The 26,462-nt window shown below is 44.1% G+C and carries 26 protein-coding genes and 1 tRNA gene; 23 read left to right on the top strand and 4 right to left on the bottom strand.

Annotated features, from left to right (window positions below; translation table 11 throughout):
• Nucleotides 1–120 precede the first annotated feature (120 nt).
• The 12 genes from C2756_RS06755 (at nucleotide 121) to C2756_RS06700 (ending at nucleotide 8,426) form a co-directional block, all read left to right on the top strand.
• Nucleotides 121–2,211, top strand: coding sequence for an AAA family ATPase (locus C2756_RS06755; protein ID WP_215318216.1), 2,091 nt, complete (start codon nucleotides 121–123; stop codon nucleotides 2,209–2,211).
• A gap of 168 nt (nucleotides 2,212–2,379) precedes the next feature.
• On the top strand, nucleotides 2,380–2,610 hold the full coding sequence (locus C2756_RS06750) for a hypothetical protein (protein WP_215318215.1): 231 nt from the start codon (nucleotides 2,380–2,382) through the stop codon (nucleotides 2,608–2,610).
• Nucleotides 2,611–2,627: 17 nt separating this feature from the next.
• Nucleotides 2,628–3,029: a hypothetical protein gene (locus C2756_RS06745; protein ID WP_215318214.1), complete on the top strand. Its 402-nt coding sequence runs from the start codon at nucleotides 2,628–2,630 to the stop codon at nucleotides 3,027–3,029.
• Between the two features lie 199 nt (nucleotides 3,030–3,228).
• Complete coding sequence (locus C2756_RS06740) at nucleotides 3,229–3,516, top strand: hypothetical protein (protein WP_215318213.1); 288 nt, start codon at nucleotides 3,229–3,231, stop codon at nucleotides 3,514–3,516.
• A gap of 76 nt (nucleotides 3,517–3,592) precedes the next feature.
• Entirely contained in the window at nucleotides 3,593–4,399 is an 807-nt protein-coding gene (locus tag C2756_RS06735; RefSeq protein WP_215318212.1) for a hypothetical protein, read from the top strand.
• A gap of 362 nt (nucleotides 4,400–4,761) precedes the next feature.
• Nucleotides 4,762–5,145: a hypothetical protein gene (locus C2756_RS06730; RefSeq protein WP_215318211.1), complete on the top strand. Its 384-nt coding sequence runs from the start codon at nucleotides 4,762–4,764 to the stop codon at nucleotides 5,143–5,145.
• Between the two features lie 65 nt (nucleotides 5,146–5,210).
• Nucleotides 5,211–5,591 carry a hypothetical protein gene (locus C2756_RS06725; RefSeq protein WP_215318210.1) on the top strand — a complete coding sequence of 127 codons (381 nt, stop codon included), beginning with the start codon at nucleotides 5,211–5,213 and terminating at the stop codon, nucleotides 5,589–5,591.
• 194 nt (nucleotides 5,592–5,785) lie between these two features.
• On the top strand, nucleotides 5,786–6,184 hold the full coding sequence (locus tag C2756_RS06720; protein WP_215318209.1) for a surface-adhesin E family protein: 399 nt from the start codon (nucleotides 5,786–5,788) through the stop codon (nucleotides 6,182–6,184).
• Nucleotides 6,185–6,279: 95 nt separating this feature from the next.
• The gene (locus C2756_RS06715) at nucleotides 6,280–6,639 is read left to right on the top strand and encodes a hypothetical protein (RefSeq protein ID WP_215318208.1); all 360 of its coding nucleotides are present in this window, start codon (nucleotides 6,280–6,282) and stop codon (nucleotides 6,637–6,639) included.
• A 7-nt stretch (nucleotides 6,640–6,646) separates the two neighbouring features.
• Nucleotides 6,647–7,138 carry a hypothetical protein gene (locus C2756_RS06710; protein ID WP_215318207.1) on the top strand — a complete coding sequence of 164 codons (492 nt, stop codon included), beginning with the start codon at nucleotides 6,647–6,649 and terminating at the stop codon, nucleotides 7,136–7,138.
• Between the two features lie 96 nt (nucleotides 7,139–7,234).
• The gene (locus C2756_RS06705) at nucleotides 7,235–7,831 is read left to right on the top strand and encodes a hypothetical protein (RefSeq protein ID WP_215318206.1); all 597 of its coding nucleotides are present in this window, start codon (nucleotides 7,235–7,237) and stop codon (nucleotides 7,829–7,831) included.
• A gap of 310 nt (nucleotides 7,832–8,141) precedes the next feature.
• Nucleotides 8,142–8,426 (top strand): hypothetical protein, encoded by a 285-nt coding sequence (locus tag C2756_RS06700; protein ID WP_215318205.1) that lies wholly within the window; start codon nucleotides 8,142–8,144, stop codon nucleotides 8,424–8,426.
• 312 nt (nucleotides 8,427–8,738) lie between these two features.
• Here the strand turns inward: C2756_RS06700 and C2756_RS06695 are convergent.
• A tRNA-Leu gene (locus C2756_RS06695) sits at nucleotides 8,739–8,825 on the bottom strand.
• A 157-nt stretch (nucleotides 8,826–8,982) separates the two neighbouring features.
• Between C2756_RS06695 and rnr the strand changes: the two genes are divergently transcribed.
• Genes rnr through C2756_RS06680 form a run of 3 tightly spaced genes read left to right on the top strand, consistent with a single transcriptional unit; the run spans nucleotide 8,983 to nucleotide 12,374 of the window.
• Nucleotides 8,983–11,367, top strand: coding sequence for a ribonuclease R (gene rnr, locus C2756_RS06690; protein ID WP_215318203.1), 2,385 nt, complete (start codon nucleotides 8,983–8,985; stop codon nucleotides 11,365–11,367).
• Nucleotides 11,368–11,393: 26 nt separating this feature from the next.
• Nucleotides 11,394–12,161: a 23S rRNA (guanosine(2251)-2'-O)-methyltransferase RlmB gene (rlmB, locus tag C2756_RS06685; RefSeq protein WP_215318197.1), complete on the top strand. Its 768-nt coding sequence runs from the start codon at nucleotides 11,394–11,396 to the stop codon at nucleotides 12,159–12,161.
• Nucleotides 12,162–12,188: 27 nt separating this feature from the next.
• A complete protein-coding gene (locus C2756_RS06680) occupies nucleotides 12,189–12,374 on the top strand; it encodes a DUF2892 domain-containing protein (RefSeq protein WP_215318195.1) in 186 nt (61 codons plus the stop codon).
• A 31-nt stretch (nucleotides 12,375–12,405) separates the two neighbouring features.
• Here C2756_RS06680 and tal read toward each other — a convergent pair whose 3' ends face one another.
• Nucleotides 12,406–13,383: a transaldolase gene (tal, locus tag C2756_RS06675; RefSeq protein WP_215318194.1), complete on the bottom strand. Its 978-nt coding sequence runs from the start codon at nucleotides 13,381–13,383 to the stop codon at nucleotides 12,406–12,408.
• Between the two features lie 105 nt (nucleotides 13,384–13,488).
• On the opposite strand from tal, the gene rpiA reads away from it, so the two are divergent.
• On the top strand, nucleotides 13,489–14,199 hold the full coding sequence (rpiA, locus tag C2756_RS06670) for a ribose-5-phosphate isomerase RpiA (RefSeq protein ID WP_215318192.1): 711 nt from the start codon (nucleotides 13,489–13,491) through the stop codon (nucleotides 14,197–14,199).
• Between the two features lie 257 nt (nucleotides 14,200–14,456).
• Here the strand turns inward: rpiA and C2756_RS06665 are convergent, their stop codons facing one another.
• Together C2756_RS06665 and argA are read right to left on the bottom strand one after the other, a co-directional pair.
• On the bottom strand, nucleotides 14,457–14,729 hold the full coding sequence (locus tag C2756_RS06665; protein WP_215318190.1) for an oxidative damage protection protein: 273 nt from the start codon (nucleotides 14,727–14,729) through the stop codon (nucleotides 14,457–14,459).
• A gap of 32 nt (nucleotides 14,730–14,761) precedes the next feature.
• Entirely contained in the window at nucleotides 14,762–16,126 is a 1,365-nt protein-coding gene (argA, locus tag C2756_RS06660; RefSeq protein ID WP_215294908.1) for an amino-acid N-acetyltransferase, read from the bottom strand.
• A gap of 65 nt (nucleotides 16,127–16,191) precedes the next feature.
• On the opposite strand from argA, the gene hrpA reads away from it, so the two are divergent.
• The 7 genes from hrpA to glnA all read left to right on the top strand — a co-directional run bounded on the left by hrpA (nucleotide 16,192) and on the right by glnA (nucleotide 26,443).
• Nucleotides 16,192–20,193 carry an ATP-dependent RNA helicase HrpA gene (hrpA, locus tag C2756_RS06655; protein WP_215320878.1) on the top strand — a complete coding sequence of 1,334 codons (4,002 nt, stop codon included), beginning with the start codon at nucleotides 16,192–16,194 and terminating at the stop codon, nucleotides 20,191–20,193.
• Nucleotides 20,194–20,339: 146 nt separating this feature from the next.
• On the top strand, nucleotides 20,340–21,284 hold the full coding sequence (locus tag C2756_RS06650; RefSeq protein ID WP_251372165.1) for a cytochrome D1 domain-containing protein: 945 nt from the start codon (nucleotides 20,340–20,342) through the stop codon (nucleotides 21,282–21,284).
• A gap of 13 nt (nucleotides 21,285–21,297) precedes the next feature.
• A complete protein-coding gene (locus C2756_RS06645) occupies nucleotides 21,298–22,098 on the top strand; it encodes a polysaccharide deacetylase family protein (RefSeq protein ID WP_215318182.1) in 801 nt (266 codons plus the stop codon).
• A 3-nt stretch (nucleotides 22,099–22,101) separates the two neighbouring features.
• Nucleotides 22,102–23,073, top strand: a complete 972-nt coding sequence (locus tag C2756_RS06640; RefSeq protein WP_215318180.1) for a sterol desaturase family protein — start codon at nucleotides 22,102–22,104, stop codon at nucleotides 23,071–23,073.
• Between the two features lie 29 nt (nucleotides 23,074–23,102).
• A complete protein-coding gene (locus C2756_RS06635) occupies nucleotides 23,103–23,972 on the top strand; it encodes an EI24 domain-containing protein (RefSeq protein WP_215318178.1) in 870 nt (289 codons plus the stop codon).
• The gene (locus C2756_RS06630) at nucleotides 23,965–24,822 is read left to right on the top strand and encodes a molybdopterin-binding protein (RefSeq protein ID WP_215318176.1); all 858 of its coding nucleotides are present in this window, start codon (nucleotides 23,965–23,967) and stop codon (nucleotides 24,820–24,822) included. Before C2756_RS06635 ends, C2756_RS06630 begins: the two co-directional genes overlap by 8 nt.
• Before the next feature lie 205 nt (nucleotides 24,823–25,027).
• Nucleotides 25,028–26,443, top strand: a complete 1,416-nt coding sequence (glnA, locus tag C2756_RS06625; protein WP_215294896.1) for a type I glutamate--ammonia ligase — start codon at nucleotides 25,028–25,030, stop codon at nucleotides 26,441–26,443.
• Nucleotides 26,444–26,462 lie beyond the last annotated feature (19 nt).

Raw genomic sequence — 26,462 nt, 5'->3', positions numbered from 1 at the left:
AAGCTGCAAACCAAAAAACATAAATCACGACCTCTTTATTTGCGAGGTCTTTTGAACATTGACTAAATGAAAGAATGACTAATGGACAGCTCCATCTATTGCAATCAGCTATTGCTGAAATTGCTTCCAAACCCAAATGATTACCTAACAATTCCAACAGGCCTTCAAAAAGAACGTAACTTTATCTTTTGGAAGCTGGTCTGGGATGATCGCAAGGGAAAGTTCAAAAAAAAACCAGTTAATCCCCAAACTCTGTGCTTTGGTGGTCAAAATGATCCAGATTGTTTTATTGGGTTCTCGCAGGCTTCTTTAGCCCTAGAAAAAGAATCTAAAAAGCTGCTAGAGGACAGAAAGTTTCATGGCATTGGCCTGGCTTTTTCCGGCAATGATCTTATTGGCCTTGATCTTGATCATGTTTACGATCAAGCTGGGAAGTTAAAGCCCTTTGCCGCACAGATTCTTAACAATACTCAGGGGTTTGTCGAGAAGTCAGTTAGTGGTAATGGCTATCACATCATCACCCGAACAGATTTAAATTACCAAAACTTTAAAGATAAACAAACAGGGTTTGAGATATTTCGTAGTGATATGTTTATTGCTTTAACCGGTAAAGAAGATAAGGAATTCTCAGCCTCAATCTTCCCAACCTCCTGCGTTGATTTAAGCGTTATCAGGTCCTATGCAGAAAAGGCTGAGCGTGAACACCAAATTAGGATGGATCGGTTTGAAATAGACAGCCTAAGAGACCCTAATTTGTCTATTGAAGAGCTTCGGGATATTGTGATGTCAATTAAGGCGCCCGATACTGGGCGTGATTTTTGGCTACGAATTGGGATGGCAATTCACCACCAAGGCAAAGGTCACGAAGAGTACAAAGACATTTGGGATGACTATTCACTGCAGAACCCTGACATTGTTGGAGAATATGCTGGTAGCAATGTGATTGATGCTGAATGGCGAAGTTTTAACAGGGAGCCAAGTAGGGTAGTTACGCATGCAACCCTACGTTATTACGCAAAGAAGTATCCAAAAAGTATTGAAATAGCTGACGAAGAATTCCCTGAGCTAGATTATTCAACTGAAGATACTGAAGCAACAGAATTCGTTATTGACGGTTTTATAGCTGAAGGCATGTTTATGTTTGCAGGCTCAGCTGGGGTTGGTAAAACAACGCTTCTCGTACCTTTAGCGGCTGCAGCAGCCCATTTATGCGCACCAGATTACGAATTAAAACCCGCTCTTCGTCGTAAAGTCATCTATCTCACTGAGGATGCAAAGCAGGTAAGGAGGATTCTTTATGGTCTTAGACTTCATTATGGTGTCAACCTATCTGATGCTGAGTTTAAAGAATGGTTCAAGATTATCGAAACTAGAAGGTCAAGTCCAGAGTCGATAGCGGCGCTTATTCGCAGGTTGGCTAAAAAACATACGGTAAGACAGCAATGCGTTGACGGTCTCTTTATTGACGTTGGTCCGTTAGTGGTTCCAGATACGGTAGCTGCAACCTTTGACTTAGAGGATGAAAATAATAATTCTCAAGTATCTAAATTTGTTGCACACATTAAAGTAGCCTGTATAGAAACGAATACAAGTCTATGGGCAATTGCTCACCTTGCTAAGGGCACCAATAAGGCTGATATAGAAAAAGCTACTCCACGAGGCGCTAGTGCGTTTGAAGGTGATGTCAACGGTACTGGATATATTTTTAACGAGGGTGTAGCTGACGCTCGGTACATGATGCTAGGTAAGACTAGATATAGCCCAGAGTTCAGGGAGCTTGTTTTTAGTAGCTCTCTTCACTCGATGCAAGTTCAAAACCGCCTTGGGCAAACTATTAATGAACCTTACCGAGTTGGGATAGCTCATAAATCTTCTAAAGAAGAGAGGATAGGGCAGAAATTACAAGTTAAAAGTACGGTACTGGAGCAAGAAGTAATTCGGGCCATTCAAAGCTCGCCAGAAAGTTGGGCGACTAGAACCTACTTGAAGGAGTCACTTGAGTATAAGAGTGGCCCAAAAGCTAATCAGCTTAAAGCGGTAATAGATTTACTGGTAGCGCAGAAAAGAATTGAGGTGAAATTAGTAACACCCTCAATGAGGTCTGAATACGGACTACCCAATGCAACTACACATGTATTAAAGGTCGTCCAATCAGCTGCAGCTGATTTTCAGGTATTTCCCCAAGAGAGTTCCGTAGTAACTACTCCTTAGGAAATAAAGATAGTGGTTGCTACGAAGGTGAATAAATTTTGAAGCAACTACCTTTGAACTAACTCAAGCTGCTATGGGGTTTAAGACCCCCATAGCATCTCTGGGCTTGATCTATCTCATAACTACTCGAGATGATATGAGATGCAATGAAATTAAAGGAATAACAAAATGAATCCAGTAATTGAATTTACTCCCGAACAAACTGCTGAACTTAAGACTATCTGGGAATCACAGAAAAACGAGATAAGACCAGATGACTTCACCTTTATTAAGGTGAAGTTGGGAAGAGCTCAAGCTAAGCTGACTAAGAACCAAACATATCGCATGACGATGACATTGGCGGAGTCTGGCTATGAAGACATACCAGAATGGTTGCTAACCATTCTTGACCCAAATTAACTTGAAGGAAAATCTAAATGACATATATAAAGCCAAAGTACAAAAGTGAATTTTGTGGCACGGTTGTTGAGCTAGGAAAGGGCGGTGCAACAGAGAGCAATATAGCTGCTGAGTTGGGTATAGGTCTCGTTCAGCTGCGGCAATGGGTAAAAGCCAAGCCAGCGTTTGGTGAGGCGCTAGAAGTCGCTTTAACGGCCAGTAAGTCTTTCCATGAACGTAGGCTCCAAGAGTCCTATGAGAAAAAGGACGGAAACGCCTCCCTGATCATTGCACTTCTTCGAGCCAACTGGCCTGAAAGTTATCAAAGTAGTCAATACAACGGATCAGCTAAATCAAAAGGTGGCAAGCAGGAAGAAGTTGACCCAGGTTACTATCAGCGTGAAATAGACGAGCTCATTCGGCAACTTAAAGCAACATAAAAAAGGGCTGAGCTTGAGGTGGGTCTTGACATTATTTGGCTCGCCTCATAAGCCACGGCTTCTTGTTACTAAGTTGGGTTTCTAACACCTAAACCCACAGCTTCTAATCATCAATCTAAGCAGTAAAACGGCAATCCCGCGGCATTCCAAACCGCAGGATTGCCTTCCATTTCATTAAATCAAAAAGGAGACTCAAACTATGGATAAAAAACAATCTAAAACAGGCCGTAACCGCAATAAACTGACCACGAATACCCAAGTAACCGACATGGCTCTAACGCTCTGGGAATGTTCTGAATACATCACTAAGACCATGCTTAGGACTAACCTAAATTCCTACTTTCGCGATCGAATTGTTCGGATTACCCAGCGATTGGCCAAAGAAGCTATTGGATTAGGGGTCGACCTTAATACACCCAATCAAAAGGCCTTTGAGACGTCCAGTAGCACTAAAATGATTGCTAGGCAGCTCGGCCTATCTGAATAGTTAAATTGCTTTGCATTCCGACGGCTTGGCAGTGTAGGATATTGGATATAACTTTAATAATTAACAGGATCGGCCCATGGGCGTTCGTTTTTTAACAATGCTTGCTTTGTCATTTTGTCTTTTTGATGAATTAACCGCCGCCGAAATTTATCGGTACGACCTCCCGGCTAATAGCAGCCCTAACTGTAAGTTTGTTACTTATTCTGGACAGGCTGGGTATGACTTTAGTAAAGACACTGGGGTTGTAAATACTTGGGATGGAAAATGTGCCAGAGGATATCTTCAGGGGTATGGTACGTTAATAGAGGTAAGGACTACTGGCCATACCATCACCACAAAAGCAAATTTTGATAATGGTATGCCTCATGGCCCCGGTTCAGTAGTGGATGAGACATCTAAAAGTAAGACAGTCTTCTTGGGCACATTTAAGGATGGCTTCTACTCACAGGGCACCCAGACGGTGGAGGGTATCTCTACAGGTATAAAAATAGTATATGAGGGAACCTTCTTAAATAATCGAAGATCGGGCGACGGCTCTTATCTATATCAGTCTCGTGGAGAGAAGTGGAGGTATGTTGGCAAGTTTCTAGATGGCCGAATCAACGGGTGGGGAACAGAAACAGTATATGCAAATGGACCTAATGACTATGACTACACATGGACAGGCCAGTTTGTGAATGGAAAAAAAAATGGAACGGGTCGATATTCGACAAACAAGGGCCACTATGGAACGGCGCAGTGGGCAAATGATGTTGAAATTGATAGTCAAGCTGATGCGCCAGCTCAATTAACACCTCAGCAGTTGCGTGAGATTTTTCCACCTCAACCCAAAATAGTACCTTTCAGCTGCACTACCTATGGTGGGGTGACAAGCTGTCAATAGTGCTCATATGATTCATAGCCTTAAATTATCTCTATTTGTTTTGCTTGGGTCGACAATCTTTGCCTGCTCTCCGAATATGGAATCCGCATCTTTCAATGTTTATGTCTATCCCGATGGCGATAGAACTGAAATTTCTTTAGGTCAAGCTAGGGGATTAAGCCAGTGCCAGAGTATGGCCTGGTCATTTAGGAATCAAAAGAATTTAGGTAATAACTGGAGCTATATTTGTTGCCTCCAAACAAATACAAGTTCTTGTGCATCAAAACACAAATAGGCTGTATATGAAAATTAGCTTTCCTTTCATAGTTCTAATAAGTGGTTTACTGGCTGGATGCCAATCTATAGGCGAACACTTTAATTGCATGGCAGAGGTAGACAAGACTGTTCCAGCCCAAATTCAGCAACGGTATGTAAGAACTGATACTAAATGTACAAAGAGTAGCGAGCAAAGCTTAACAGGACCCTTTGGCGTTTCTTTAGGCACTGTCTATAACCCAGCACAAGGCGATGTGAACTGCTCATCAATCCCAATTTATGAGAATATTGTGCTTAATCAAGCCCAAAGAGATGCGGCTTACCAGCAATGTAGAAATTTTCATGACAGCAATAGAAGTTCAAATAGTATTTTAAGAGCTGGCGATGTGATGTCGATGAATGATGCTAAGACTATTTGCACAAACAATGGTTTGAAAGAAGGCACTGCTCAGCATACTTCATGTATTTTAAGGACTGTTCAGGGGCGTTAGTTCAATCTATTGGGCATCATAAAATTAGTAGATGTTATTAATTACTCAAAGAAAGAGGAATCTATATGAAGAAAATTACACCCCAGTTGATTGCCTTGGCAGTATTAATTGGCACTTTCATAGGTAGTCACTTATTTGATTTTTCAGAAATGAGCTATCTAGATCTTTTAAGTCACAAATATGTACTGAATTTAGTTGTTATTGGTACGGCGTTGGTAGCTGGATACTATGTTAAAAATTATCTGATTACCTTAGCTGGCGCTAGTTTCGTACTACTAATTTATTGCCTAGCTTTTATCTTTGAATCTAAAGAAGTAATTTCAGCATTCTTTTTTGCTGTTTATACGGTGTTCTTAGGAGTTGCTGCACTAGCAAATATTTTTAGATCAATTGCCAATGGATTGGTAGCAAATAAACCTAAAGATCAATTTATATGGAAACAGTAACTGGATATATTCTTATAGGTCTTGTGGTTGGAGCGTTATTTTGGTTTGTTAGTACATTCAATGAAATGAATAGTGATATTAGAAAGATTAAAGAAATGTTAGAGGATCTAACTAGAAGGTCTTGAGGGTGAATCAAGATCTATACGTTAGATCCTTCAAGATCAGATGCTAATAATTAAACACGATCTTTATAGATGATAAAAATACTCTTCATTGTATTTCTCGTAATTGCTAGTCCTGCATATAGTCAATTATGGGAAGCTGTAACTTCATCGGATGGTCAAAATATTTATTCCTATGACCCAGCTTCCCTTAAACGGGAAGGTGACATAGTGACTTATTGGGAGCTAGTGGACTACTCAACTCCATGGAAATCAGGAAACTTAACTATCGTCTCATCAAAAACAAAAGTCGTTCAAGATTGCAAAAATAATAAATTTAAAATATCGGATTTGATTGATTATGACGGTCGCAAGGGCAAAGGCAATATCGTCAATGTTGAAATGCATAGAAAAACTGATTGGTTTCAGGGTGCAGAAGGCACCGTAAATGATGAGATGATGAAGCTTGTTTGCAAGGGGAGTCCGGGATGAGAGTGCTTATATTTTTTGTGTTTTCGATTTTTAGTCTATCGGCGCAAGCGGATTCTTTAAAGCCACTAAATAAGATAACCTCCAAAAGTAATTTTATGAATGAGGACATGGTAACTGTTAGCTATGTGTACCTTAGATGCGGAGCGGCTTACTCTGTTATGAGCGGTATTGGTGCAGAAAAGATGAATATGCCAAAAGCCAAAACGGATCAGCTGGCAGAATACTCAACAGATTTTCTACAGGCTGCTGTTCAATTAGACGAATTAAAGGAGAGCACCAATAAATCAAAGAATAAACTTTCTAAGCAAGAGCTTTTTAAAAATGCATTAGCGAGACAATTGAGGCTTATAGATTTGTACTGGGTAGACCTTAAAGATAATAAGGACAAAACAGGAGATCATTTTTCTGGAAATTTTCTTTCTGATGTCCAATTTTGTTCATCATTAGGTAAATAAGAATTTGATGAAGAAAATTATTCACCACAGATTTTTTAAGAGAGTTTTCTTAGTTGTTAGTATGGTTACGCTTGTAATTTATTTAGCGTATCAATTAATTTATCCGACGATGATTTGTAAAGGGCAGTTTAATAAGGTAAGAGTTTGGACTAATGGATCAAATAAAGAAGTAACTAAATTGCTTGACGATGAGCATTTAGAGGTTAGCTGGTCACTTTTATTCAGTAGGGGTGCAATAATTATTAACGAGGATAGATTTCCTTTATACAAAGAGCTTAATAGTAAAAACAATTTTGCCAAATCCACTGCTGTAGGATATGAGGGCTCTTATTCAACTGATTTTTTGCAGCACATCAGATATGACTTTTCCTACAATCAAATTGCCAATCAACTTTCAGTTAGCTTTACCGGAAAAGGTGATCATATTTTAGATGGCGATGTTGGGATGGATGATCTAAAGGCTAACTTTATTGGTACCTGTCAACGTAAATGGTTTTAATCTAACATGTATAAATATGGCCTCGCGTTTTTACTCATAATTTTGCAGGGATGCTCTATTTCTGAGAATGAATATTTTTGCGAGTCCTATCATCCAATGAAGTTTAGTAAAGATATTAGCTATACTCAGCAAATCATTAAAGTGTCGCCTAACGAGATTTGTGTAAATTGGAGGGGCAATACTCCAAGTTGCGCTAAGAATGGTGCAACTAGTACCGAAGCTTGGATTGAGAATGAAAGTACAGAATCAAAAAATAGAGACTCATTTCGGGCTCAATTTGACGGTGATGTAGTAACTCTGGTCATATCTGAACTAGTTATGCCCAAAGACCCCGCAGGCATCACCATAACAAAGGCTGTTGACGGTCTTTATTTTGCGTACAAAGGGGTCGAGCTTAACCAACCACTGCCCTTGAAGTATGACACTGAAGATAACCGCAAGACATGGGCCTTATATGCGATTACAAATGTAGAATATTGGGGTGGTCGGTGGTTTAGTGACTATGAAAGCTTCATGGTTGGTGGTGATACCTATAAATCTTGGCATGCAAGAGCAAATGACGAACCCTCTTATGAGTACATATTTAATACCAAAACGTTGACGTTAAAATCAAGGTCACTAACTGACGACTTTGATTCCTCTCATAGGTTTGAGTGCCAAATTTGGAAGAAACAACACTGGTGGCAGTTTTGATTATTTCGGGCTGCAAGGACACAAAGAAGTGCAGTCTACGGTATAAATTTAGTTTGCCTTCGTGTCGTTAACCAAATTTATTTACTTTAAGGGGTTGTTAGTGCGCTGACTGAATGCCCAATTTTGTTCATCATTAGGTAAGTAACCGATATTTAAGAAGTCCAATAAACACTCTAAAAACATTAGCCAGTACCGTTTTAATCCGTATGAAATATTACAAAAATTCGTAATAGACTTTTGTAAATACTTGGTTTACAGTCATTTATGAATCTTGTAAATATCCAAATACAATGTAAATGAGGAGAGTGGAATGTTATCGAATACAAAAAAGATTTTTGTTGTAGTGGCATTACTGTCACCATCTCTTGCTATGGCATTTTGTAGTGCTCCAACATATGGAAACAATAACCAAATGAATCAAATGGCACAGCAAATGTATCAACAATGTATAAATCAAGAAAAACAAGCTGAAGAAATGGAGCGGCAAAATAATCGAATGCGACAACAACAGTGGCAAATGCAACAGGAGCAGCAAAGACAGTCATTAAATAACTATCAGCAGCAACAACAATACCAACAATATCAGCAAAGATAAACATAAAAAAGCCACTTATACAGTGGCTTTTTTATAGGTAGCTTTTTTGTTCTCTTGCATTGTCTCTTATTGGTCTTATGTTCAGTCGTTTATAAAAAATTATCCTAGCTTACTTCTTGTTGGAGCCTCTGGATCGATGGGGTGGGGTACCTGAAAAGTCGGGTATCGGGTCTCATAGAAGAGCCCCACGCCGCCCGGGTTACATTTGGGTTACAACTGTTTAGAATGGGTTACAAATCAGGTTACAAAGATATTGCTTAGATGAAGTAATCAATATAGAATATGGCTTTGGTGTTAACTTAGAAGCAGCAGTGGTGCCCAGGAAGGGACTCGAACCCCCACAACCTTACGATCGCCAGCACCTGAAGCTGGTGCGTCTACCAATTTCGCCACCTGGGCATGCCTCTATTATAGAGGGATGGGTGTTTTTGGGCTATTTCAACCCCATTTTGGCTTTTTCCCTTCAGACTTGATGGTTTGATACAGTAGCCTTATTCATAACAAAAATAGATATCAGTAGATATATAGATAGGGCATGTATTGCCGAAGGAATTAAATGCGTAAAGCAAAAGACTTGGTGCCCCGCGAGGCTGATCGTTTAGGGACAGTTCAAGGGCATCGAGATGGATTTGGATTTGTTATTCCCGATGATGGTGGTGAAGATATTTTCCTCTCCGAAAGAGAGATGTCCCGTGTCATGCACGGCGATAGAGTCAATGTCAGAGTATTGGGAACGGATCGTCGTGGTCGCCCTGAAGGACAGATTATTGAAGTCGTTCTGCATGCCAATAAGGTCGTAATCGGCCGCCTCTTAAATGAAAATGGTGTTTTGATTGTTGCGCCTGAAGATAAGCGTATCGGTCACGACATTTTGATTCCACCCAAGGGTCAAGGACAGGCCAAGTTAGGCCAAGTCGTTAGTGTTGAAATTATTGATTATCCAGATAGCTATCGTCAGGCAGTAGGGCGGGTTGTTGAGGTCTTGGGTGAGATTGATGATCCTGGTATGGAAATCGAAATTGCAGTGCGTAAGTACGGCGTACCCCATGAGTTCTCCGCCGCTGCCATGAAAGAAGCCGCTGCATTACCTGATGCAGTTCAGCAAGAAGATTTAGAAGGTCGCGTCGATTTACGTGATGTGCCATTGGTCACCATTGATGGTGCTGATGCCAGAGACTTTGATGATGCTGTTTATTGCGAGCCAGTCATGTATGGCAAGACTAAAGCTTGGCGTCTCATCGTCGCGATTGCTGACGTTTCGCATTACGTTAAACCGGGACATCCCTTGGATGACGAAGGCTTGCTGCGGGCAACCTCTGTGTACTTTCCAAGACGGGTCATTCCGATGTTGCCAGAGAAGATCTCGAATGGTCTTTGCTCACTCAACCCCAATGTTGATCGCCTCTGTATGGTGTGTGACTCGGTGGTGGATAACAATGGCATTGTATTGGCCTACCAGTTTTACCCAGCAGTCATGCATTCTGCGCAACGTTTTACCTATGACATTGTTTGGGAAATTCTGTCTAATAGCAAAGGTCCGGAAGCAGCACGCTTTACCCAGTTCCGTCCGCTCTTAAGCAATCTCTACTCTTTATTTAAGATTCTGTTGTCGGCCCGTGAGAAGCGTGGCGCAATCGAATTTGAAACTACGGAAACGCAAATCATTAGCAATGAACTTGGTAAGATTTTGCGAATCGAGCCGCGCCTGCGTAATGATGCTCATCGATTAATCGAAGAGTGTATGTTGACTGCTAACGTGTGTGCCGCAGACTTCATTGATAAAAATAAACATCTCAGCTTGTACCGTGTTCACGGCGAACCTTCTGAAGAGAAGTTGATGACCTTGCGTCAGGTATTAAGAACTTCAGGGCTATCTTTGGATGGTGGTGAAAAACCAAAACCTCGTGATTATGCAAAGTTGATGCGGGAGATTAAAGATCGACCTGATGCCAATATGCTGCAGTCAGTTGTATTGCGATCAATGCAGCAAGCGATGTATCAACCAGATAACGAAGGCCACTTTGGTTTGGCATATCCAGCCTACTCGCACTTCACCAGCCCGATTCGTCGCTACCCAGACTTATTGACCCATCGAGTTATTAAGTCAATTTTGCAGAAGAAGCCATACACGCCTGTTTTGCCTCCAAAAGTACCACTCAATTTGACCTTACCGCGTAAGGGTAAGGGAAGAGAGAATGCAGTCAATGCCAAAAAATCCCAAAGCGATGCGAAAGATATTGCAGCGAGAGGCGCTAGAGCGCCAAAAGGGGCTAACGCAGCATTACCAATTTGGGGTCAGCTAGGGGTTCACTGCTCCTCTAATGAGCGCCGCGCTGATGAAGCCTCGCGTGACGTTGAGGCATGGCTCAAGTGTTATTACATGCGAGATCATCTTGGTCAAGAGTATGCGGGTACGGTAACCGGGGTTGCTAACTTTGGATTATTTATTCAGCTAGAGAATCTTTTCGTTGAAGGTATGGTTCACGTTACTGAACTGGGTGGCGATTACTTCCAATACGATGAAGCCCGTCAAGAATTACGTGGTGAACGGACTGGCATTCGTTATCGCTTAGGTGATCGTTTACATGTATTGGTGAGCCGTGTTGACTTAGATGCTCGCAAGATTGAATTCAGTCTCGTTAAGAGCTCCGGTGCTGAAAGTGGTGGATCTTCTAATCGCCGTCAATTATTATTGGCTGCTGATACTGGTCGGCCTAATAAAAAGGCGGCACCTAATAAGAGTAGACCTGCTCATAAAGCGCCTCAAAAGCCCAGTGGGATCAACGTTAATGCTGCAAAATCCGCTGGTACCTTGGGCGCAACGCAGTCCAAAAGTAAAGCGAGTCGTAAAAACGGTAAGGCAAGTAAACCCGGTAGATCAGTCGGCAAGCCTGCAGGCACAAAACCGCCAGTACGTAATACCAAGGCCAGACGTAAATAATCAGCATATAAAGAACAAGCACAGAGATGAAACAAATATTAGTAGGATTTCATGCGGTGCAAGCGCGTTTGCGTGTTGACCCCGATAGCCTAAAGTCGGTGTACTTCGATCCTAGTCGTCGCGACCGACGCATGGGAGATTTTTTGAAGCAAGCTGAAGAGATTTTGGGCGAACGATTGCATGCAGCAGATGCTGAGCGTCTTCAAAAGTTGACTGGCCACGACCGTCATCAGGGTGTGGTTGCTTTAGCTGAAAAAATGACCATAGCGCGTACCATTACCGAAGTGATTGAAGATGTCGAGGGCACCCAAGCTAAACCATTGTTTTTAGTGCTCGATGGCGTGACAGATCCCCATAACTTTGGCGCCTGTTTACGTGTTACTGATGGTGCAGGGGTAGATGCGGTAGTCATTCCGAAAGATCGTTCGGCTTCGATAAATGCTACCGTGAGCAAGGTATCAAGCGGTGCCTCTGAAGTCATGCCAGTGATTACTGTCACCAACCTGGTTCGCAGCATGAAAGAGATGCAGGAAGCGGGCGTTTGGTTGATTGGTACGGATGATGAAGCTCAAAAGTCGATCTATGACATCGACCTTACTGGCTCTATTGCTATCGTGATGGGTGCTGAAGGTGAGGGCATGCGCCGTCTTACAAAAGAAACCTGCGATGAGCTCGTCCGTATCCCAATGCAGGGTGTGGTCTCCAGTTTGAATGTTTCAGTAGCAAGTGGCGTATGCTTGTATGAGGCATTAAGACAGCGCCTTGCCAAATTAAATAATAAAGCTGCCAAGTAGTTGTTTTTCAATAGTAAAGGGGCTTATATGAAATGCAATATTGGTCACACTGACCGTGTTTTGCGTATGACTGTTGGCGTCACCCTCATGGGTTTAGCAGGTTTTGGTATCACTGGCCCGTGGGCTTGGATTGGAATTATCCCCTTGCTAACAGGGATCTTTGGTTATTGCGGGGCTTATACCTTGCTCGGTATCAATACAGCTAAGAAGTAAATTAAACATATGTAAAGCTACTGCTAGCGAATTATTTTGCTAGCAGTGCTTCCAGCTTTTCGGTATCGATACAGAAATTGCGTATACCTTCTGCAAGTTTTTCTGTTGCCATCGCATCATTATTCAATTGCAGCCTAAAGCTAGATTCATCTAGTTTAAGTGGCGTTATATTCTCAGCACTTAATGCAGCGTGAGCATTGGCACCATCCAATTTCTTACTTACTGTGGCAGTACCTGCACGCAAATCAGCCAATAACTCAGGGCTAATCGTTAAAAGATCGCAGCCGGCAAGCTCTAGGATTTGACTGGTATTGCGAAAGCTAGCACCCATAATCTCGGTTGGAATACCAAAGTGCTTGTAATAATGAAAAATCCGCTTTACTGAAGTCACACCGGGATCATTGGCACCACCATTGTGGGCATCACTCCAATTGCTTCCGAGTTTTGCCTTATGCCAATCCGTAATCCGACCAACAAACGGTGAAATCAGTTTTGCATTGGCTGCGCCACAGGCCGCCGCCTGAATCAGCGAGAAGAGTAGAGTCATATTGCAATGAATGCCATCTGCCTCTAATTGTTTAGCAGCAGCAATACTCTCCCAAGTTCCAGCGAGCTTGATCAGAATGCGCTTGCGATCAACGCCCTGAGATTCATATAGGGCAATTAAGTGTTTTGCTTTAGCAACTGTGGCCTTGGTATCAAACGATAAACGCGCATCCACTTCGGTTGAGACACGACCAGGCACGATTTTTAAAATCTCCAAGCCAAAGGCAACCAAGATGTTATCCACCAAATCAGTAACGCTTAAGCTTGGGTGAGCTGCCTTCACCGCACTCACCAAAGACTGGTAATTACTTTGCTGGGCTGCCTTCAGAATGAGGGAGGGGTTAGTAGTGGCATCTTGAGGTTGAAACACTTGCATACGCTCAAAATCGCCCGTATCGGCCACGACGGTAGTGAATTTTTTGAGTTGCTCGAGTTGGCTGGGAGCGGAAGAGGCGCTATTCATGGCTGGATGGCTCTATTTAAGGGGTCTGCTTTAGTAGATTTCTTGTGAATATCATATGATAGATGGATTAATTACTCAGTTCCAGTAAAGGTGTTTGGTGGATATATGAATCAGGATCAACTCAAGCAAATGGTGGGCGAAGCTGCTCGAGACGAGGTACTAAAGCTACCCGCTGGACAAATCTTGGGTGTAGGAACAGGTTCGACCGCTAATTGCTTTATTGATGCCTTAGCTCCACATAAGGATCACTTTTCCGGAACTGTTTCTAGCTCCAATGCTACGACTGAGCGATTGCTAAAGCATGGTTTTAAGGTACTCGACCCTAATGATGTACTCAGTCTGCCAGCCTATGTCGATGGTGCCGATGAAATTGATCCTGCTGGCCATATGATTAAAGGTGGGGGCGGTGCGCTGACTCGCGAAAAAATTATTGCCTCCATGGCAAAGCAATTTATTTGCATTTGCGACTCTTCTAAGCAGGTTCCGGTACTTGGTAATTTTGCTCTCCCAGTCGAAATCATTCCGCTAGCCAAAGGTATTGTCAGTAGAGAGCTGGAAAAGCTTGGCGGCAAGGTGACTTTGCGCTTAGCTAAACATACTCGCTCTGACCTCAATCAAACTCCAAGTGAGCCCTTTGTGACCGATAACAGCGCTTGGATTTTGGATGTCGCTGGTTTGCACATTGCTGATCCCATCACTATGGAGTCTCAGATCAATCAAATTGCTGGCGTAATTACGGTCGGCTTATTTGCTAAAGAGAAAGCCAATGTCTTGCTGGTCAGCAACGCCTCTGGTGTTAGCCGCATCGCACTCTAATCCGTAAAGAGGAAATAAAAAACCCGACGGGGCATCCCCATCGGGTTGTTTGCCATGGTTTGCATGGCGCAGGCACTCGGAAGGTATTTAGTTCCTTAGCCTATGAGCGCATAGATGCGCTCATTTTGAAGTGGCTTTCGCCAATGTAGCAAGACACTATATCTGCCTCACTACGATTACATCCTATGCCTGTACTTTTACTGTGTCAACAACAGAAACTGTATTTATAGAAATTTATTTTTGCTGTATTGCAATACTTATTCGGCAGGCGGTACATAGCCTTGTGCCATATCTGCACCACCTTCAAAGAAGTATTTTTCTACTTGCTTTAAGAGGTACTGGCGTGCACGTGGATCTGCCATATTGAGGCGATTTTCATTAATGAGCATAGTTTGATGCTTTAACCAAGCAGCCCAAGCTTCTTTAGAAACTTGATTCCAAATCTTTTTGCCTAAGTCACCAGGAAGTGGAGCGAAATCCAAGCCTTCTGCCTCTTTATTGAGTTTGATGCATTCAACCATCCGTACCATCTGTAGTGCCTTTCTTATGTATCTCTTTGTTCTTATAGATCTTTAGTTAAAACCATGGACTTACGGTCCCAGTTATAAATTTGCTTTCTTTCTTCTGGCAGGTCATCCACCGTGGCCCTTTTAAAGCCCCGCTTCAGAAACCAATGCTCTGTTCTCGTCGTCAGAACAAATAATTTTTTAATGCCTTCTTGTTTAGCACGCATCTCAACCCGTTTTAGCAAACGCTCGCCATCACCGGAGCCTTGCACATCAGGATCTACTGCAAGACAGGCTAATTCACCAACACCATTGGGGAATGGGAACAGGGCAGCACAGCCGAAGAGTACGCGGTCATGCTCAATCACTGAGAAGCGCTGAATGTCACGCTCAATCACGTCTTGACCGCGGGCAGCCAAGATCCCTTCTTCTTCTAGCGGCATAGTGAGTTGCAAGATACCACCGACATCATCTTGATTGGCTTCGCGTAAATTCTCAATATCAGAAGAGGCCAGCATCATGCCAATACCGTCGTGGGTAAAGAGCTCTTCCAATAAGGCGCCATCCTGGTTGCAGGGCAAGAAGTGAACCCGACTTACCCCAGCACGAATCGCTCTACCAGAGATGTTGAGCAAACTCTTCATGCCAACGTCGAGATTTTTGTTCTCTACCATATAGTCTTGCAACTGAGGCAAGGAGAGTTCTGTAATCAGATCACCTTCAGCATCGTGTAGACCTTCATATGGACTTAAGAAAATCAACTTATCCGCTTTGAGCGCTGCAGCAGTAGAAGCTGCTACATCTTCGTAAGCTAAGTTAAAAGCTTGACCTGTAGGTGAGAAGCCTAACGGAGAGAGCAACACAATCTTGTTGCTATCGAGTGATAACTTAATTGAAGTGGAATCCACTTTACGCACTAAGCCGGTATGGATGTAATCAACCCCTTCGACAACGCCCACTGGCATCGCTGTAATAAAGTTACCAGAGATAACAGAGATACGAGAGCCTGCCATCGGAGTGTTTGGTAAACCACGGCTAAATGCCGCTTCAATATCGAGACGCAATTCTCCGGCAGCTTCTTTCACGCACTCTAGAGCAGCAGCATCGGTAATTCGATAGCTATTCATGGCGCTCTTGCCAAACTTACTCTTAATTTTGCGCAGCATGAGCTGCTCTTCAATCTGTGGACGAATGCCGTGAACCAAAACGATTCGCATACCCATGGCATGCAACATCGCAATATCTTCGATGAGATTCTCAAGACCAATTTCTTGAACAAGCTCGCCAGCGAAGGCTATCACAAAGGTCTTTTCGCGGAAGCTATGAATGTAGGGTGCAACATCGCGCAACCACCCTACGAAGGGGAAGTTGGAGGTAGATTCTTCGGCGGTTGAGGCCTGGTTTGGTGCATTTGTCGGCATAGTGAGAAAATTATAGGGTGCAAGAGCCTATAAACCAACAAAAACCCAAACCCAGCTCCAAGCCTGTGCCTGCTTCCAACACCGGACGCAAGCTTGAAATCCGCTTTCCGGAAGAATTGCCGGTCTCTGGTCAACGTCAGATCATCAAGGATGCCTTGCAAAGCCATCAGGTGGTCATTGTGTGCGGCGAGACAGGCTCAGGCAAGACCACCCAGCTACCAAAGATCTGCTTAGACCTAGGGCGTGGCACGATCAATGGTGGCAAACTCATTGGCCATACCCAGCCACGACGGATTGCTGCCACCGCTACTGCCAAGCGGATCGCCCAAGAGCTTGCTTCGCCCATTGGTCAAGATGTGGGTTACCAAGTGCGCTTTGCTGATAAGACCAGCAACACCGCTTCCATTAAGCTGATGACAGATGGCATCTTGTTGGCCGAGACGCAGCGCGACCCACAACTCAAAGCTTATGACACGCTCATCATCGATGAGGCACATGAACGTAGCTTAAATATTGATTTCTTATTAGGCTATTTAAGGCAGTTATTGCCCAAGCGGCCCGATCTCAAACTCATCATTACCTCAGCCACAATTGATGCCCAGCGATTTTCTGAGCACTTTGCCACCAATGGCAAAGTAGCACCGGTGATTGAGGTGAGCGGCAGGTTGTTTCCGGTAGAGCAAAGATATTCACCGCTCGAACCAGATTCAAAACCTGATAGCAAGAAAGAATCCAAGACCGCAAAAGAAATTCCAGATGCAGTCGCCGAAGAAATTACCAAGGTCTGGCGAGAGGGTGCTACAGGCGCTGGAGACGTTTTAGTTTTTTTGCCAGGCGAGCGTGAGATACGAGATTGTGCTGAAACACTGCGCAAAGACCATGTCTTGCAGCAACGCTTTCATCCAGAAGTGCTGAGCTTGTTTGCACGTCAATCTGTGGCCGAGCAAGAGAGAGTCTTTAGCCCTGGAAACGGTCGTCGCATTATTTTGACAACCAACGTTGCTGAGACTTCTCTGACTGTTCCTAATATTCGTTACGTGATTGATAGTGGATTAGCAAGAGTGAAGCGCTATTCCTATCGTAATAAAGTAGAGCAGTTGCAGATTGAGCCCATTTCACAAGCGGCGGCTAATCAGAGAGCAGGGCGTTGTGGTCGTGTATCGGATGGTATCTGTGTGCGCCTCTATAGCGAGCAGGATTATCATAGTCGTCCCAAATTTACTGATCCTGAAATTTTACGCAGTTCACTAGCTGCAGTATTGCTGCGGATGAGCTCACTACGCTTATCCAAAATTCAACACTTTCCATTCATTGATAAGCCATTGGGCAGAGCGATTGCTGATGGCGTACAACTTCTAGATGAGCTTGGCGCAATAGAGTTTGATGATGCTCAAGTTGGCGATGGTAAGGATATCAATCATAGTTTTAAGCTAACGCAGATTGGTAAACAGTTAGCTGATTTGCCGCTAGATCCTCGTATTGGCAGAATGCTCTTGGCTGCTAAAGAGCAGAATGCCTTGAGAGAAGTCACCATCATTGCCTCTGCCTTGGCTACACAAGATCCACGTGAACGTCCTATGGACCAAGGGGCTGCAGCAGATCAGGCGCACTTGCAGTTTGCAGATGAACGCTCTGAGTTTTTGAGTTTTGTGAAACTCTGGGATTGGTATCAGGACGCCTTACAGCATAAACATAGCAATCGACAGTTAGAAAATCTGTGTCGCAGTAAATTTCTATCGCCTCGGCGCTTGCGTGAATGGCGTGATGTTCATGGTCAGTTGCATACCATGCTCAGCGAAAAGGGCTGGAAAGACAATAGCCTCGCTGCAACCTATGAACAAGTTCATCTCTCTTTACTTACTGGCTTATTAGGCTATGTGGCTAAAAAAGAGGAGGATGAAAAATCACAAGACCGTAATAGCAAGACAGGTGGTTACGTTGGGGCTAGAGGTATTCGTCCCTTTATTTGGCCTGGTTCGACCATTGGTAAAAAAGCTGGTGCTTGGATCTTGGCTGGTGAGTTGCAAGAGACCACTCGCATGTATGCTCGCACCATTGCCAAGATAGAGCCGCAATGGGTAGAAAAAGTAGCGGCTCATCGACTCATTAAATCCTTGAGCGACCCCTTTTGGGATAACCGCCAGGGTGAGGTATTAGCATTTGAGCGTGGCACCTTGTATGGCTTGCCGATCTATCACGGACGCCGGGTACGCTATGAGCCACATAATTTTGCAGAAGCCCGTGAATTATTTATTCTCCAAGCGCTTGTCCAAGAAGAAATGTTTGGGCGCATGGATACGCCAGCACTGCAACGCGAGACCGAAGCAGACGCTAAGAAAAAATATCCTGGTACGTTTGGGTTTTTTTGGCATAACCGGCGTCTGATTAAAGAAATCGAAGCGCTTGAGCACCGCTCACGTCGCCCCGATGTTTTGGTAGATGACGATTTGCTCTTTGCCTTTTATGAATCTCGTATCCCTAAAGGCATTTGCAATCGAGAAGATCTCAGGGCCTGTCTCAAAAAGATTCCTGACCTCGATACACAGCTTCGTTTAGAAAAAGCTGACCTCATGCGCCATGAAGCGGCAGGGATTACCGTAGATCGCTATCCCAAAGTGATGAAGGTCGGTGGAGCAGAGCTCAATTTAACTTATCACTTTGAGCCCGGTAGCCCCAAAGATGGAGTGACCTTAGTAGTTCCCTTGGCACAACTCAACCAAGTGGATGGTCGTCGTTGTGAATGGTTAGTGCCCGGTATGTGTGAGGATAAAATTCTGCTCTTACTAAAAACCTTGCCACAAAAAATTCGGCGTCATTGTGTGCCATTACCAGACTATGCAAAATCGTATTTAGAGCGAAAGCTTGAGGCACAGCAATTTGGAGTGGGTGATTTTCTCGATCAACTCATCGATGATATTCGCAAAGAGCGTGGTCTAGAAATCAAAAGAACTGATTTCAGACCCGAGGCCTTGCCGCTACATTCATCGATGAACTTTCGTTTAATTGATGAGCATGGACGTCAGTTAGAAGTAGAGCGTAACTTAGCGCGCTTACGATCAGAATATGGACAGACTGCCCGCGATGCCTTTCAGGCAGTTGCTCAGGAAGTAGCTCAAGCAGAACTGGGGATTGAGCCGTTGTCACAAGCCAGCGCTAAGTCCAAAGCAAGCATTCAACCAGATGGAGCTAGGAAGGTCGAGCAGAGTGGCTATCGAAGCTGGGAGTTTGGAGAGTTGCCTGAAACCTTAGAGATTCAAAAAGGCAATAAAACTTTATTTGGATATCCGGCGCTGATTGATCGTGGCGAATACTGCGATCTCGAGGTATTCGATGATTTGCTGGAGGCTCGAAAGCAACATATACAAGGATTACGTCGTCTATTTGCCCTGGGCAATAAAGATACGCTGAAAGCATTGCAAAAACAGTTGCCCGGTATTCGCGAGCTCGGATTGCTGTTTATCAATGTTGGATCAGTTGAAGGCTTGATCGATCAGATACTCAATCTGGCGATTGAGCGCGCGTTCATGACTGAGCCTCTGCCAAATAATGCTGAACAGTTTGCCGACCGAATGCAAGCAGGTAAACCCAGACTAGCACTGATTGCCCAAGAGATTTCTCGTCATGCTTTGGCAGCTTTGCAAGCTTATGCAGATTTGCAAAAGAAGATGGCGCAAGCCAAAGCAGCATCATCCAGTGCTTATGCTGATATTCAGTCGCAAGTACAGGCTCTCATCTTTCCCAAATTTGTAGCTGACATTCCCTATGCGCAATTAGTCCATTTGCCACGATATTTAAAAGCGATTGCAATGCGCATTGATAAGATGCGTGCCAATCCCTCTAGGGATGCTCAATGTCAAAAAGACTGGGAATCAGTGGCAAGACCATGGCAAAAACTCCTTCAGGGGAGTAAAGGTGCAGCTGCATATGCTATGAGTGAAGATCAGGCTTTGGCTGATTTTCGTTGGCAATTAGAGGAGCTCAGGGTGGCCTTATATGCCCAGGAGCTCAAAACACCGACCCCCATGTCCCTAAAGCGCTTGGAAAAAGTTTTGGCGAGCTTGCGCTAGATCAATTCCACTGCTTATTAGGGGTCTTTTGACTCTCTCCATTGCTTACAATGTGGTTTATGCACAAATTTATCAAGATTAGAGCTTTTCGCACTATTGCCGTTTCAGTTGCCTTTGCTTCAATACCCTATCCAGTATTCGCTGAAATGTCCGCAACTGGAGTGGTGCCAGCATTACCGGCACAACCTAAACTAGCAGTGGTGCTCAATTCAGGTGAAGCTACGGTGAGTTTGATAGATATGCCAAGTCGCCGTGTTATTAAAACCACCTATATTGGCAAAGAGCCGCATCACTTGATGATGACGCCTGATCAAAAAACTTTATTGGTTGCCAATGCAGCAGGTAACGATGTCGTGTTGATGAATCCTATAAGCGGTGAAATCACTGGGCGTATGCCCAATATTATTGACCCATACCAAATTGGCTACTCTCCAAACCACAAATGGTTTGTAGCTAATGGCAATCGATTAGATCGCGTTGATATTTATGCAGCGAATGGCGCTGATCTGAAATTATCCAAGACCGTAAAGTTGGGAAAGACTCCAAGTCATATTGCGTTCACTGCCGATAGCAAAATTGCCTTCATCACATTGCAAGACTCTAATGAACTGGCAGCGATTGATCTTGAAACTCAAAATGTATTGTGGGTGATGCCTACTGGCAAAGTGCCTGCAGGTTTGTGGATGACACCTGGCGACCAATATCTTTTGGTTGGTATTACCGGCGAAGATTTCGTACAAGTGATTGACTGGAAAGCTCGCAAGGAAGTTAAGCGAATCTATACCGGCAAGGGTGCACATAACTTCCGTCCTTTAGGGGATAAAAAGTATGTCTTTGTAAGCAACCGCATTGCTTCTACGATCAGCTTGATCAATATGCAAACTCTCGAGAAGGAGAGTGATATTACTGGTCTTCCGTCTGGTCCAGATGATATGGAAATTACTCCTGACGGCAAAAGCTTGTGGGTGACTTTCCGTTTTGCAAAAAAAGCGGGGGTAATTGATATACCCACGATGAAGTTGGTGAGCGTCATCCCAGTGGGAAGATCTCCTCACGGTGTATTTTTCTACCCTATGGCTCCATGGGAGTAAGGGGAGTTCTTTGATGAAACGTAATCACATCGTTTACCGCATCGTTTATCTAACAGCCGCGCTCTTGCTCGGCTGTTTTTCATTCGGCTCTAGCGCACAGACATCCAGTTGCAACAAGACAGTCTATTTAACATTTGATACTGGCAATATGTCAGTTGCGCATCAGGTTGATGAGATTTTGAAGCATCAAAATATCAAAGCCACTTTTTTTCTGGCGAATGAAAAAACCTATCGTGGTGATTTTGCATTAGATGATGCCTGGAAACCCTACTGGCAAGAACTGGCCAAAGAAGGTCATCACTTTGGTAGTCACACATACGACCATCTATATTTTGTCAAAGACGGCCCCAAAGGTGAGGTTTTTGAAAAGTCACAATTTGGACCTAAAGCTGGCATGACGGTGCTTTATAACGAAGCCGCGATGTGCAAGGAAATTCGCAGAGTAGATCAACGCTTCCAAGAGATGACGAATCAACCATTGCAAAAAATCTGGCGTGCTCCTGGAGGTAAAACCTCACCAACTTTGATCCGGATGGGGGAGATGTGTGGCTATCAACACATTGGCTGGGCCCCCGCTGGTTTCTTGGGAGATGAGCTTCCTTCTGATAAGTACCCTAATGCTGGACTCTTGCAGAAGGCGAGTCATGATATTCGGGATGGCGACATCACGATGGCGCACCTTGGTATTTGGTCCAGAAAAGATCCCTGGGCACCCGCAGTGCTAGAGCAATTGATCATTAATCTGAAGCAACGCGGCTTTTGTTTTGGTCTATTGCCCGCGGCGCACAAAAAATCTGCAGATCAGTCAAAATAAAGCATGGATTTAAACTTTATCACCTCTGCAATCTCAAACGCCTATGGCAGTCTGCAAGAGTGGATTTTTTCGACCCTGGTAGGGCCATTGTTGTATCAATTGGATCTGATGTCGTGGGCCGAGGATGTATTTGATGGCATGGATTGGTTTCTGTTTGGCTGTATTCAAATCTTTCTTATCATGGTTGTGCTCCGCACTTGGGAACGCTTTCATCCTGCAGAAGCGCAAGATCGCTTTGCTATTTCAAGCAAGGCGGATATTTTCTACACCTTGTTTCATCGCCTGGGGATTTTTCATGGCTTGATCTTCATTGCCTTATCTGGATTTTTCTTTGAGGTCGATTCGATCTTGCACGATTTTCGGTTTGATCGTTTTAATGTAGAGTCTTGGTGGCCTGGAGTTACCTCGATACCAGTGGTGAGCTTTCTGCTTTATCTGATCTTGCTTGACTTTGTCGATTATCTTTACCATCGTGCAGCCCACTCGTTTAACTGGTGGTGGCAGTTGCATGCCTTGCATCACAGTCAAACAGTAATGACGGCTTGGTCTGATAATCGTAATCATCTGTTAGACGACATCATGCGTGCAGTATTTATGGCATTTTTTGCACTCTTGTTTGGAGTATCTCCTGGTCAATTTATTGCACTCGTGGCACTGAGCCAATTTATTCAAAGTTGGCAGCATGCCAATATCAAGATTCACTTAGGACCTGCGCGCTATCTCTTAATTTCACCGATGTATCACCGCATGCATCATGCCGTGGGCTATGGTCATGAAGCCATTGGTAAGCCTGGAGTGCTGGGCGGCTGTAACTTTGGCATTCTTTTTCCCTGGTGGGATATGTTGTTTAGGACGGCGATTTTTCCTAAGACGGTTTATCCCACAGGCGTGCGAAACTTAACGGTTTCGCAAAATGTCATTACTCAGCAGTGGCAGTGTTTGGTACACGCATTCAGAGAGTTATTACCAAAGTAAACATACCCAAGGTATGTCATAGGAGTTTTATGGTTGGATTGCAGCAAGTATTTAAATCGTTTGGACTTGCACTGGTGGGAACGATGCATCCACGCATGCTGTGGCTCAGTCTGCGACCATTTCTGATTGTTTCTGTTGTATGGGGTAGTCTCATTTGGCTTGCTTGGACCCCAGCGCTGGAAGCATTGAGTATTTTCCTCACGACTTCCATGTTCACGAGCTGGATCCAGGAAGGTCTGATTTGGGCTGGCTTTGAAAATGCCAGAGCTTGGATCGCGCCACTATTTTTTGTTATGTTGATCATTCCTCTGATCACGATCAGCCTCTTAGTGTTTATCGCCTTCTCAACCGTGCCAGCAATTGTTAGGATCGTAGCTCGACAATCTGCGTATCATGGTTTGGAAGCAAAGCGTGGCGGTGGACTCTTTGGTAGCTTGATGTATACCTTATGGTCTGCGCTGATCTGTTTAGCGTTAGTGATGCTGACCTTGCCAGTGTGGTGGGTTCCTCCGCTCGTAGCTGTGTTACCACCGCTCTTATGGGGTTGGTTGACAATGCGCCTCATGTCATATGATGTCTTAGCTAAGCATGCCAGCACCGAAGAGCGCGATCTTCTAATAGAAAAATATCGATGGTCATTACTCACTATGGGTGTGATCTCGGGCATGCTCGGCGCTGTACCCACATTCTTCTGGGCTACTTCTGCGTTAGCCTTGGTATTGTTTCCAGTAGTGAGTTTTGTAGCCCTTTGGGTGTACTCTCTCATTTTTGTGTTTGCTGCTTTATGGTTTAGCCATTTTCTATTAGATGCGCTGCAAACGCTGAGACAAGAAGAATTAGAAAAATCATTAACAGTAGAAACCCGCTTAGTAGATTCGGAACTTCCATACCATGGATGATGTCATCAAAACAGTAGCAGTGGATGCCTCGACAGAGGTGGTCACAAGAAGATTCGGCTTAATCGTCATCGGCGACGAGATCTTGTCAGGTCGTCGTCAAGATAAGCACATGAGTAAGCTCATTGAACTCCTCAATGAACGGGGCTTGAGTCTTTCGTGGGCAAAGTATGTTGCCGATGATCCAGAGCAAATTACAGCAACCCTCAAGCAAAGTTTTGCCAGCGGCGATGTGGTGTTTAGTACGGGCGGCATTGGTGCGACTCCAGACGATCATACGCGCCAATGTGCTGCCTTAGCACTAGGTACAAAAACCGCATTGCATCCGAAGGCGCAAGAGCTCATTGCTGGTCGCATTCAGTCTATGGCAGAGGGTGATCCAATCAAAGCCGATTTGAATACTCCAGAAAATCAACACCGCTTCAAGATGGGTGAGTTTCCACTGGGTAGTGACATCATCCCAAATCCCTATAACCAGATCCCTGGCTTTCGGATTCGGGAACATCATTTTGTTCCGGGCTTTCCGGTGATGGCCGCCCCCATGATGGCTTGGTGTCTAGATACCCATTACCAAGATCTCTTTCATCAAGAAAACTGGGCAGAACAAAGTTTCATTGTGCCCAAGGGTATTGAGTCCACCTTAACCCCGCTGATGGAACGCATAGAAGCTAACTTCCCAGGCGTGAAGGTCTTTAGCCTGCCGTCTGTGGGTGATGCTACTAAGGGTGGTGTGTATGCCCAGCGGCATATTGAATTGGGTATCAAGGGCAATGCCAATTTATTAGAAAATGCCTGGATTGCCCTAAGAGCGGGCACCCAAGAGCTGGGCTATGAGATTCATGAAATTTCTTAGGTCAATTTTGCACTAAAGTAGTGCAAATATCCTTTTTAGAGTCGATCAAAGAGCTAATCAAGCACTTAATTAGTGCAATAATGAGGATTCCCCGTTGTTTGCTTCAGTAAATTAGATACATCCAATAGGCATGTTGATGCCTGGAATGAACAAGGGTGTATGCCTTAGGTTTGAATTCCGAGTTTTGTTTATAGAGGAGATTTGCATGACGAAGACCGTCGCTGATGTGATGAAGTTAGTTAAAGAGAAAGAATGTACTTTCGTTGATTTCCGCTTTGTAGATACAAAGGGTAAAGAGCAACATACGAGTGTTCCTATCTCTGCTTTTAACGAAGATAAATTTGAGAGTGGTCATGCATTTGACGGCTCCTCTATCGCTGGTTGGAAGGGTATTGAAGCTTCTGATATGTTGTTGATGCCAGATCCAACTGCTTGCTATATCGACCCATTCTATGAAGAGCCTACCTTGGTAATCACATGTGATGTGATCGAGCCATCAGATGGCAAAGGCTATGACCGTGATCCACGTTCTATTGCAAAGCGTGCTGAAGCGTATTTGAAGAGTTCTGGTTTAGGTGATGCAGCTTACTTTGGTCCAGAGCCAGAGTTCTTTATTTTTGATGGCGTGCGTTGGGGTGCTGACATGCAGGGCTGCTTCGTGAAGATTGATTCCGAAGAAGCGCCATGGTCATCAGGCCTTGAAGTTGAAGGTGGTAACACTGGTCACCGTCCAGGTAAAAAAGGCGGCTACTTCCCAGTTGCTCCAGTAGATACATTCCAAGATATGCGTTCTGAAATGTGTTTGATTCTCGAATCATTGGGCATTCCGGTTGAAGTTCACCACCATGAAGTTGCTGGTCAAGGTCAAAACGAATTGGGTACCAAGTTCAGCACATTGACTCAACGCGCTGACTGGACTATCTGGCAAAAGTATGTAGTACAAAATGTTGCGCATGCATATGGCAAGACTGCAACCTTCATGCCTAAGCCAGTAGTTGGCGATAACGGTTCTGGTATGCACGTGCACCAATCTGTTTGGAAGAATGGCGAAAACTTGTTTGCTGGTAATGGTTACGCAGGTTTGTCAGAGTTTGCCCTCTACTACATCGGCGGCATCATTAAGCACGCTAAAGCATTGAACGCTATTACCAACCCAGGTACAAATTCATACAAGCGTTTGGTTCCAGGCTTTGAAGCCCCTGTAAAGTTGGCATACTCAGCACGCAACCGTTCTGCTTCTATTCGTATTCCACACGTTCCAAGTCCTAAGGGTCGTCGTATCGAAACCCGTTTCCCAGATCCATTGGCAAACCCATACTTGGCATTCTCGGCCTTGTTGATGGCTGGTTTGGACGGCGTCCAGAATAAGATTCACCCAGGTGAAGCTGCTGACAAAAACTTGTATGACTTGCCACCAGAAGAAGATGCAAAGATCCCAACCGTTTGCGCAAGCTTGGAAGAAGCTTTGGCAGCACTCGAAAAAGATCATGAGTTCTTGACCCGCGGTGGTGTATTTACAGAGTCTATGATTGATGCCTATATCAATTTGAAGATGGAAGATGTCACACGTTTCCGTATGACTACCCATCCAATCGAATTTGATATGTATTACTCCCTGTAAGCGAAGGAAAGAACTTGAG

It is taken from the genome of Polynucleobacter sp. UB-Siik-W21, from assembly GCF_018687415.1.
Lineage (GTDB): Bacteria > Pseudomonadota > Gammaproteobacteria > Burkholderiales > Burkholderiaceae > Polynucleobacter.
This window is presented reverse-complemented; position numbering and strand designations above follow the sequence as displayed.

Excerpts from the sequence above, each read along its gene's own strand:
- C2756_RS06640 (WP_215318180.1), top strand. The coding sequence starts at position 22,102 with ATGGATTTAAACTTTATCACCTCTGCAATCTCAAACGCCTATGGCAGT.
- C2756_RS06665 (WP_215318190.1), bottom strand. The coding sequence starts at position 14,729 with ATGGTACGGATGGTTGAATGCATCAAACTCAATAAAGAGGCAGAAGGC.
- glnA (WP_215294896.1), top strand. The coding sequence starts at position 25,028 with ATGACGAAGACCGTCGCTGATGTGATGAAGTTAGTTAAAGAGAAAGAA.
- C2756_RS06635 (WP_215318178.1), top strand. The coding sequence starts at position 23,103 with ATGGTTGGATTGCAGCAAGTATTTAAATCGTTTGGACTTGCACTGGTG.
- C2756_RS06710 (WP_215318207.1), top strand. The coding sequence starts at position 6,647 with ATGAAGAAAATTATTCACCACAGATTTTTTAAGAGAGTTTTCTTAGTT.
- C2756_RS06715 (WP_215318208.1), top strand. The coding sequence starts at position 6,280 with ATGAATGAGGACATGGTAACTGTTAGCTATGTGTACCTTAGATGCGGA.
- C2756_RS06730 (WP_215318211.1), top strand. The coding sequence starts at position 4,762 with ATGGCAGAGGTAGACAAGACTGTTCCAGCCCAAATTCAGCAACGGTAT.
- rpiA (WP_215318192.1), top strand. The coding sequence starts at position 13,489 with ATGAATCAGGATCAACTCAAGCAAATGGTGGGCGAAGCTGCTCGAGAC.
- C2756_RS06725 (WP_215318210.1), top strand. The coding sequence starts at position 5,211 with ATGAAGAAAATTACACCCCAGTTGATTGCCTTGGCAGTATTAATTGGC.
- C2756_RS06745 (WP_215318214.1), top strand. The coding sequence starts at position 2,628 with ATGACATATATAAAGCCAAAGTACAAAAGTGAATTTTGTGGCACGGTT.
- C2756_RS06720 (WP_215318209.1), top strand. The coding sequence starts at position 5,786 with ATGATAAAAATACTCTTCATTGTATTTCTCGTAATTGCTAGTCCTGCA.
- C2756_RS06645 (WP_215318182.1), top strand. The coding sequence starts at position 21,298 with ATGAAACGTAATCACATCGTTTACCGCATCGTTTATCTAACAGCCGCG.
- C2756_RS06650 (WP_251372165.1), top strand. The coding sequence starts at position 20,340 with ATGTCCGCAACTGGAGTGGTGCCAGCATTACCGGCACAACCTAAACTA.
- rlmB (WP_215318197.1), top strand. The coding sequence starts at position 11,394 with ATGAAACAAATATTAGTAGGATTTCATGCGGTGCAAGCGCGTTTGCGT.
- rnr (WP_215318203.1), top strand. The coding sequence starts at position 8,983 with ATGCGTAAAGCAAAAGACTTGGTGCCCCGCGAGGCTGATCGTTTAGGG.
- C2756_RS06750 (WP_215318215.1), top strand. The coding sequence starts at position 2,380 with ATGAATCCAGTAATTGAATTTACTCCCGAACAAACTGCTGAACTTAAG.
- tal (WP_215318194.1), bottom strand. The coding sequence starts at position 13,383 with ATGAATAGCGCCTCTTCCGCTCCCAGCCAACTCGAGCAACTCAAAAAA.
- C2756_RS06740 (WP_215318213.1), top strand. The coding sequence starts at position 3,229 with ATGGATAAAAAACAATCTAAAACAGGCCGTAACCGCAATAAACTGACC.
- C2756_RS06630 (WP_215318176.1), top strand. The coding sequence starts at position 23,965 with ATGGATGATGTCATCAAAACAGTAGCAGTGGATGCCTCGACAGAGGTG.
- C2756_RS06735 (WP_215318212.1), top strand. The coding sequence starts at position 3,593 with ATGGGCGTTCGTTTTTTAACAATGCTTGCTTTGTCATTTTGTCTTTTT.
- C2756_RS06680 (WP_215318195.1), top strand. The coding sequence starts at position 12,189 with ATGAAATGCAATATTGGTCACACTGACCGTGTTTTGCGTATGACTGTT.
- C2756_RS06700 (WP_215318205.1), top strand. The coding sequence starts at position 8,142 with ATGTTATCGAATACAAAAAAGATTTTTGTTGTAGTGGCATTACTGTCA.
- argA (WP_215294908.1), bottom strand. The coding sequence starts at position 16,126 with ATGCCGACAAATGCACCAAACCAGGCCTCAACCGCCGAAGAATCTACC.
- C2756_RS06705 (WP_215318206.1), top strand. The coding sequence starts at position 7,235 with ATGAAGTTTAGTAAAGATATTAGCTATACTCAGCAAATCATTAAAGTG.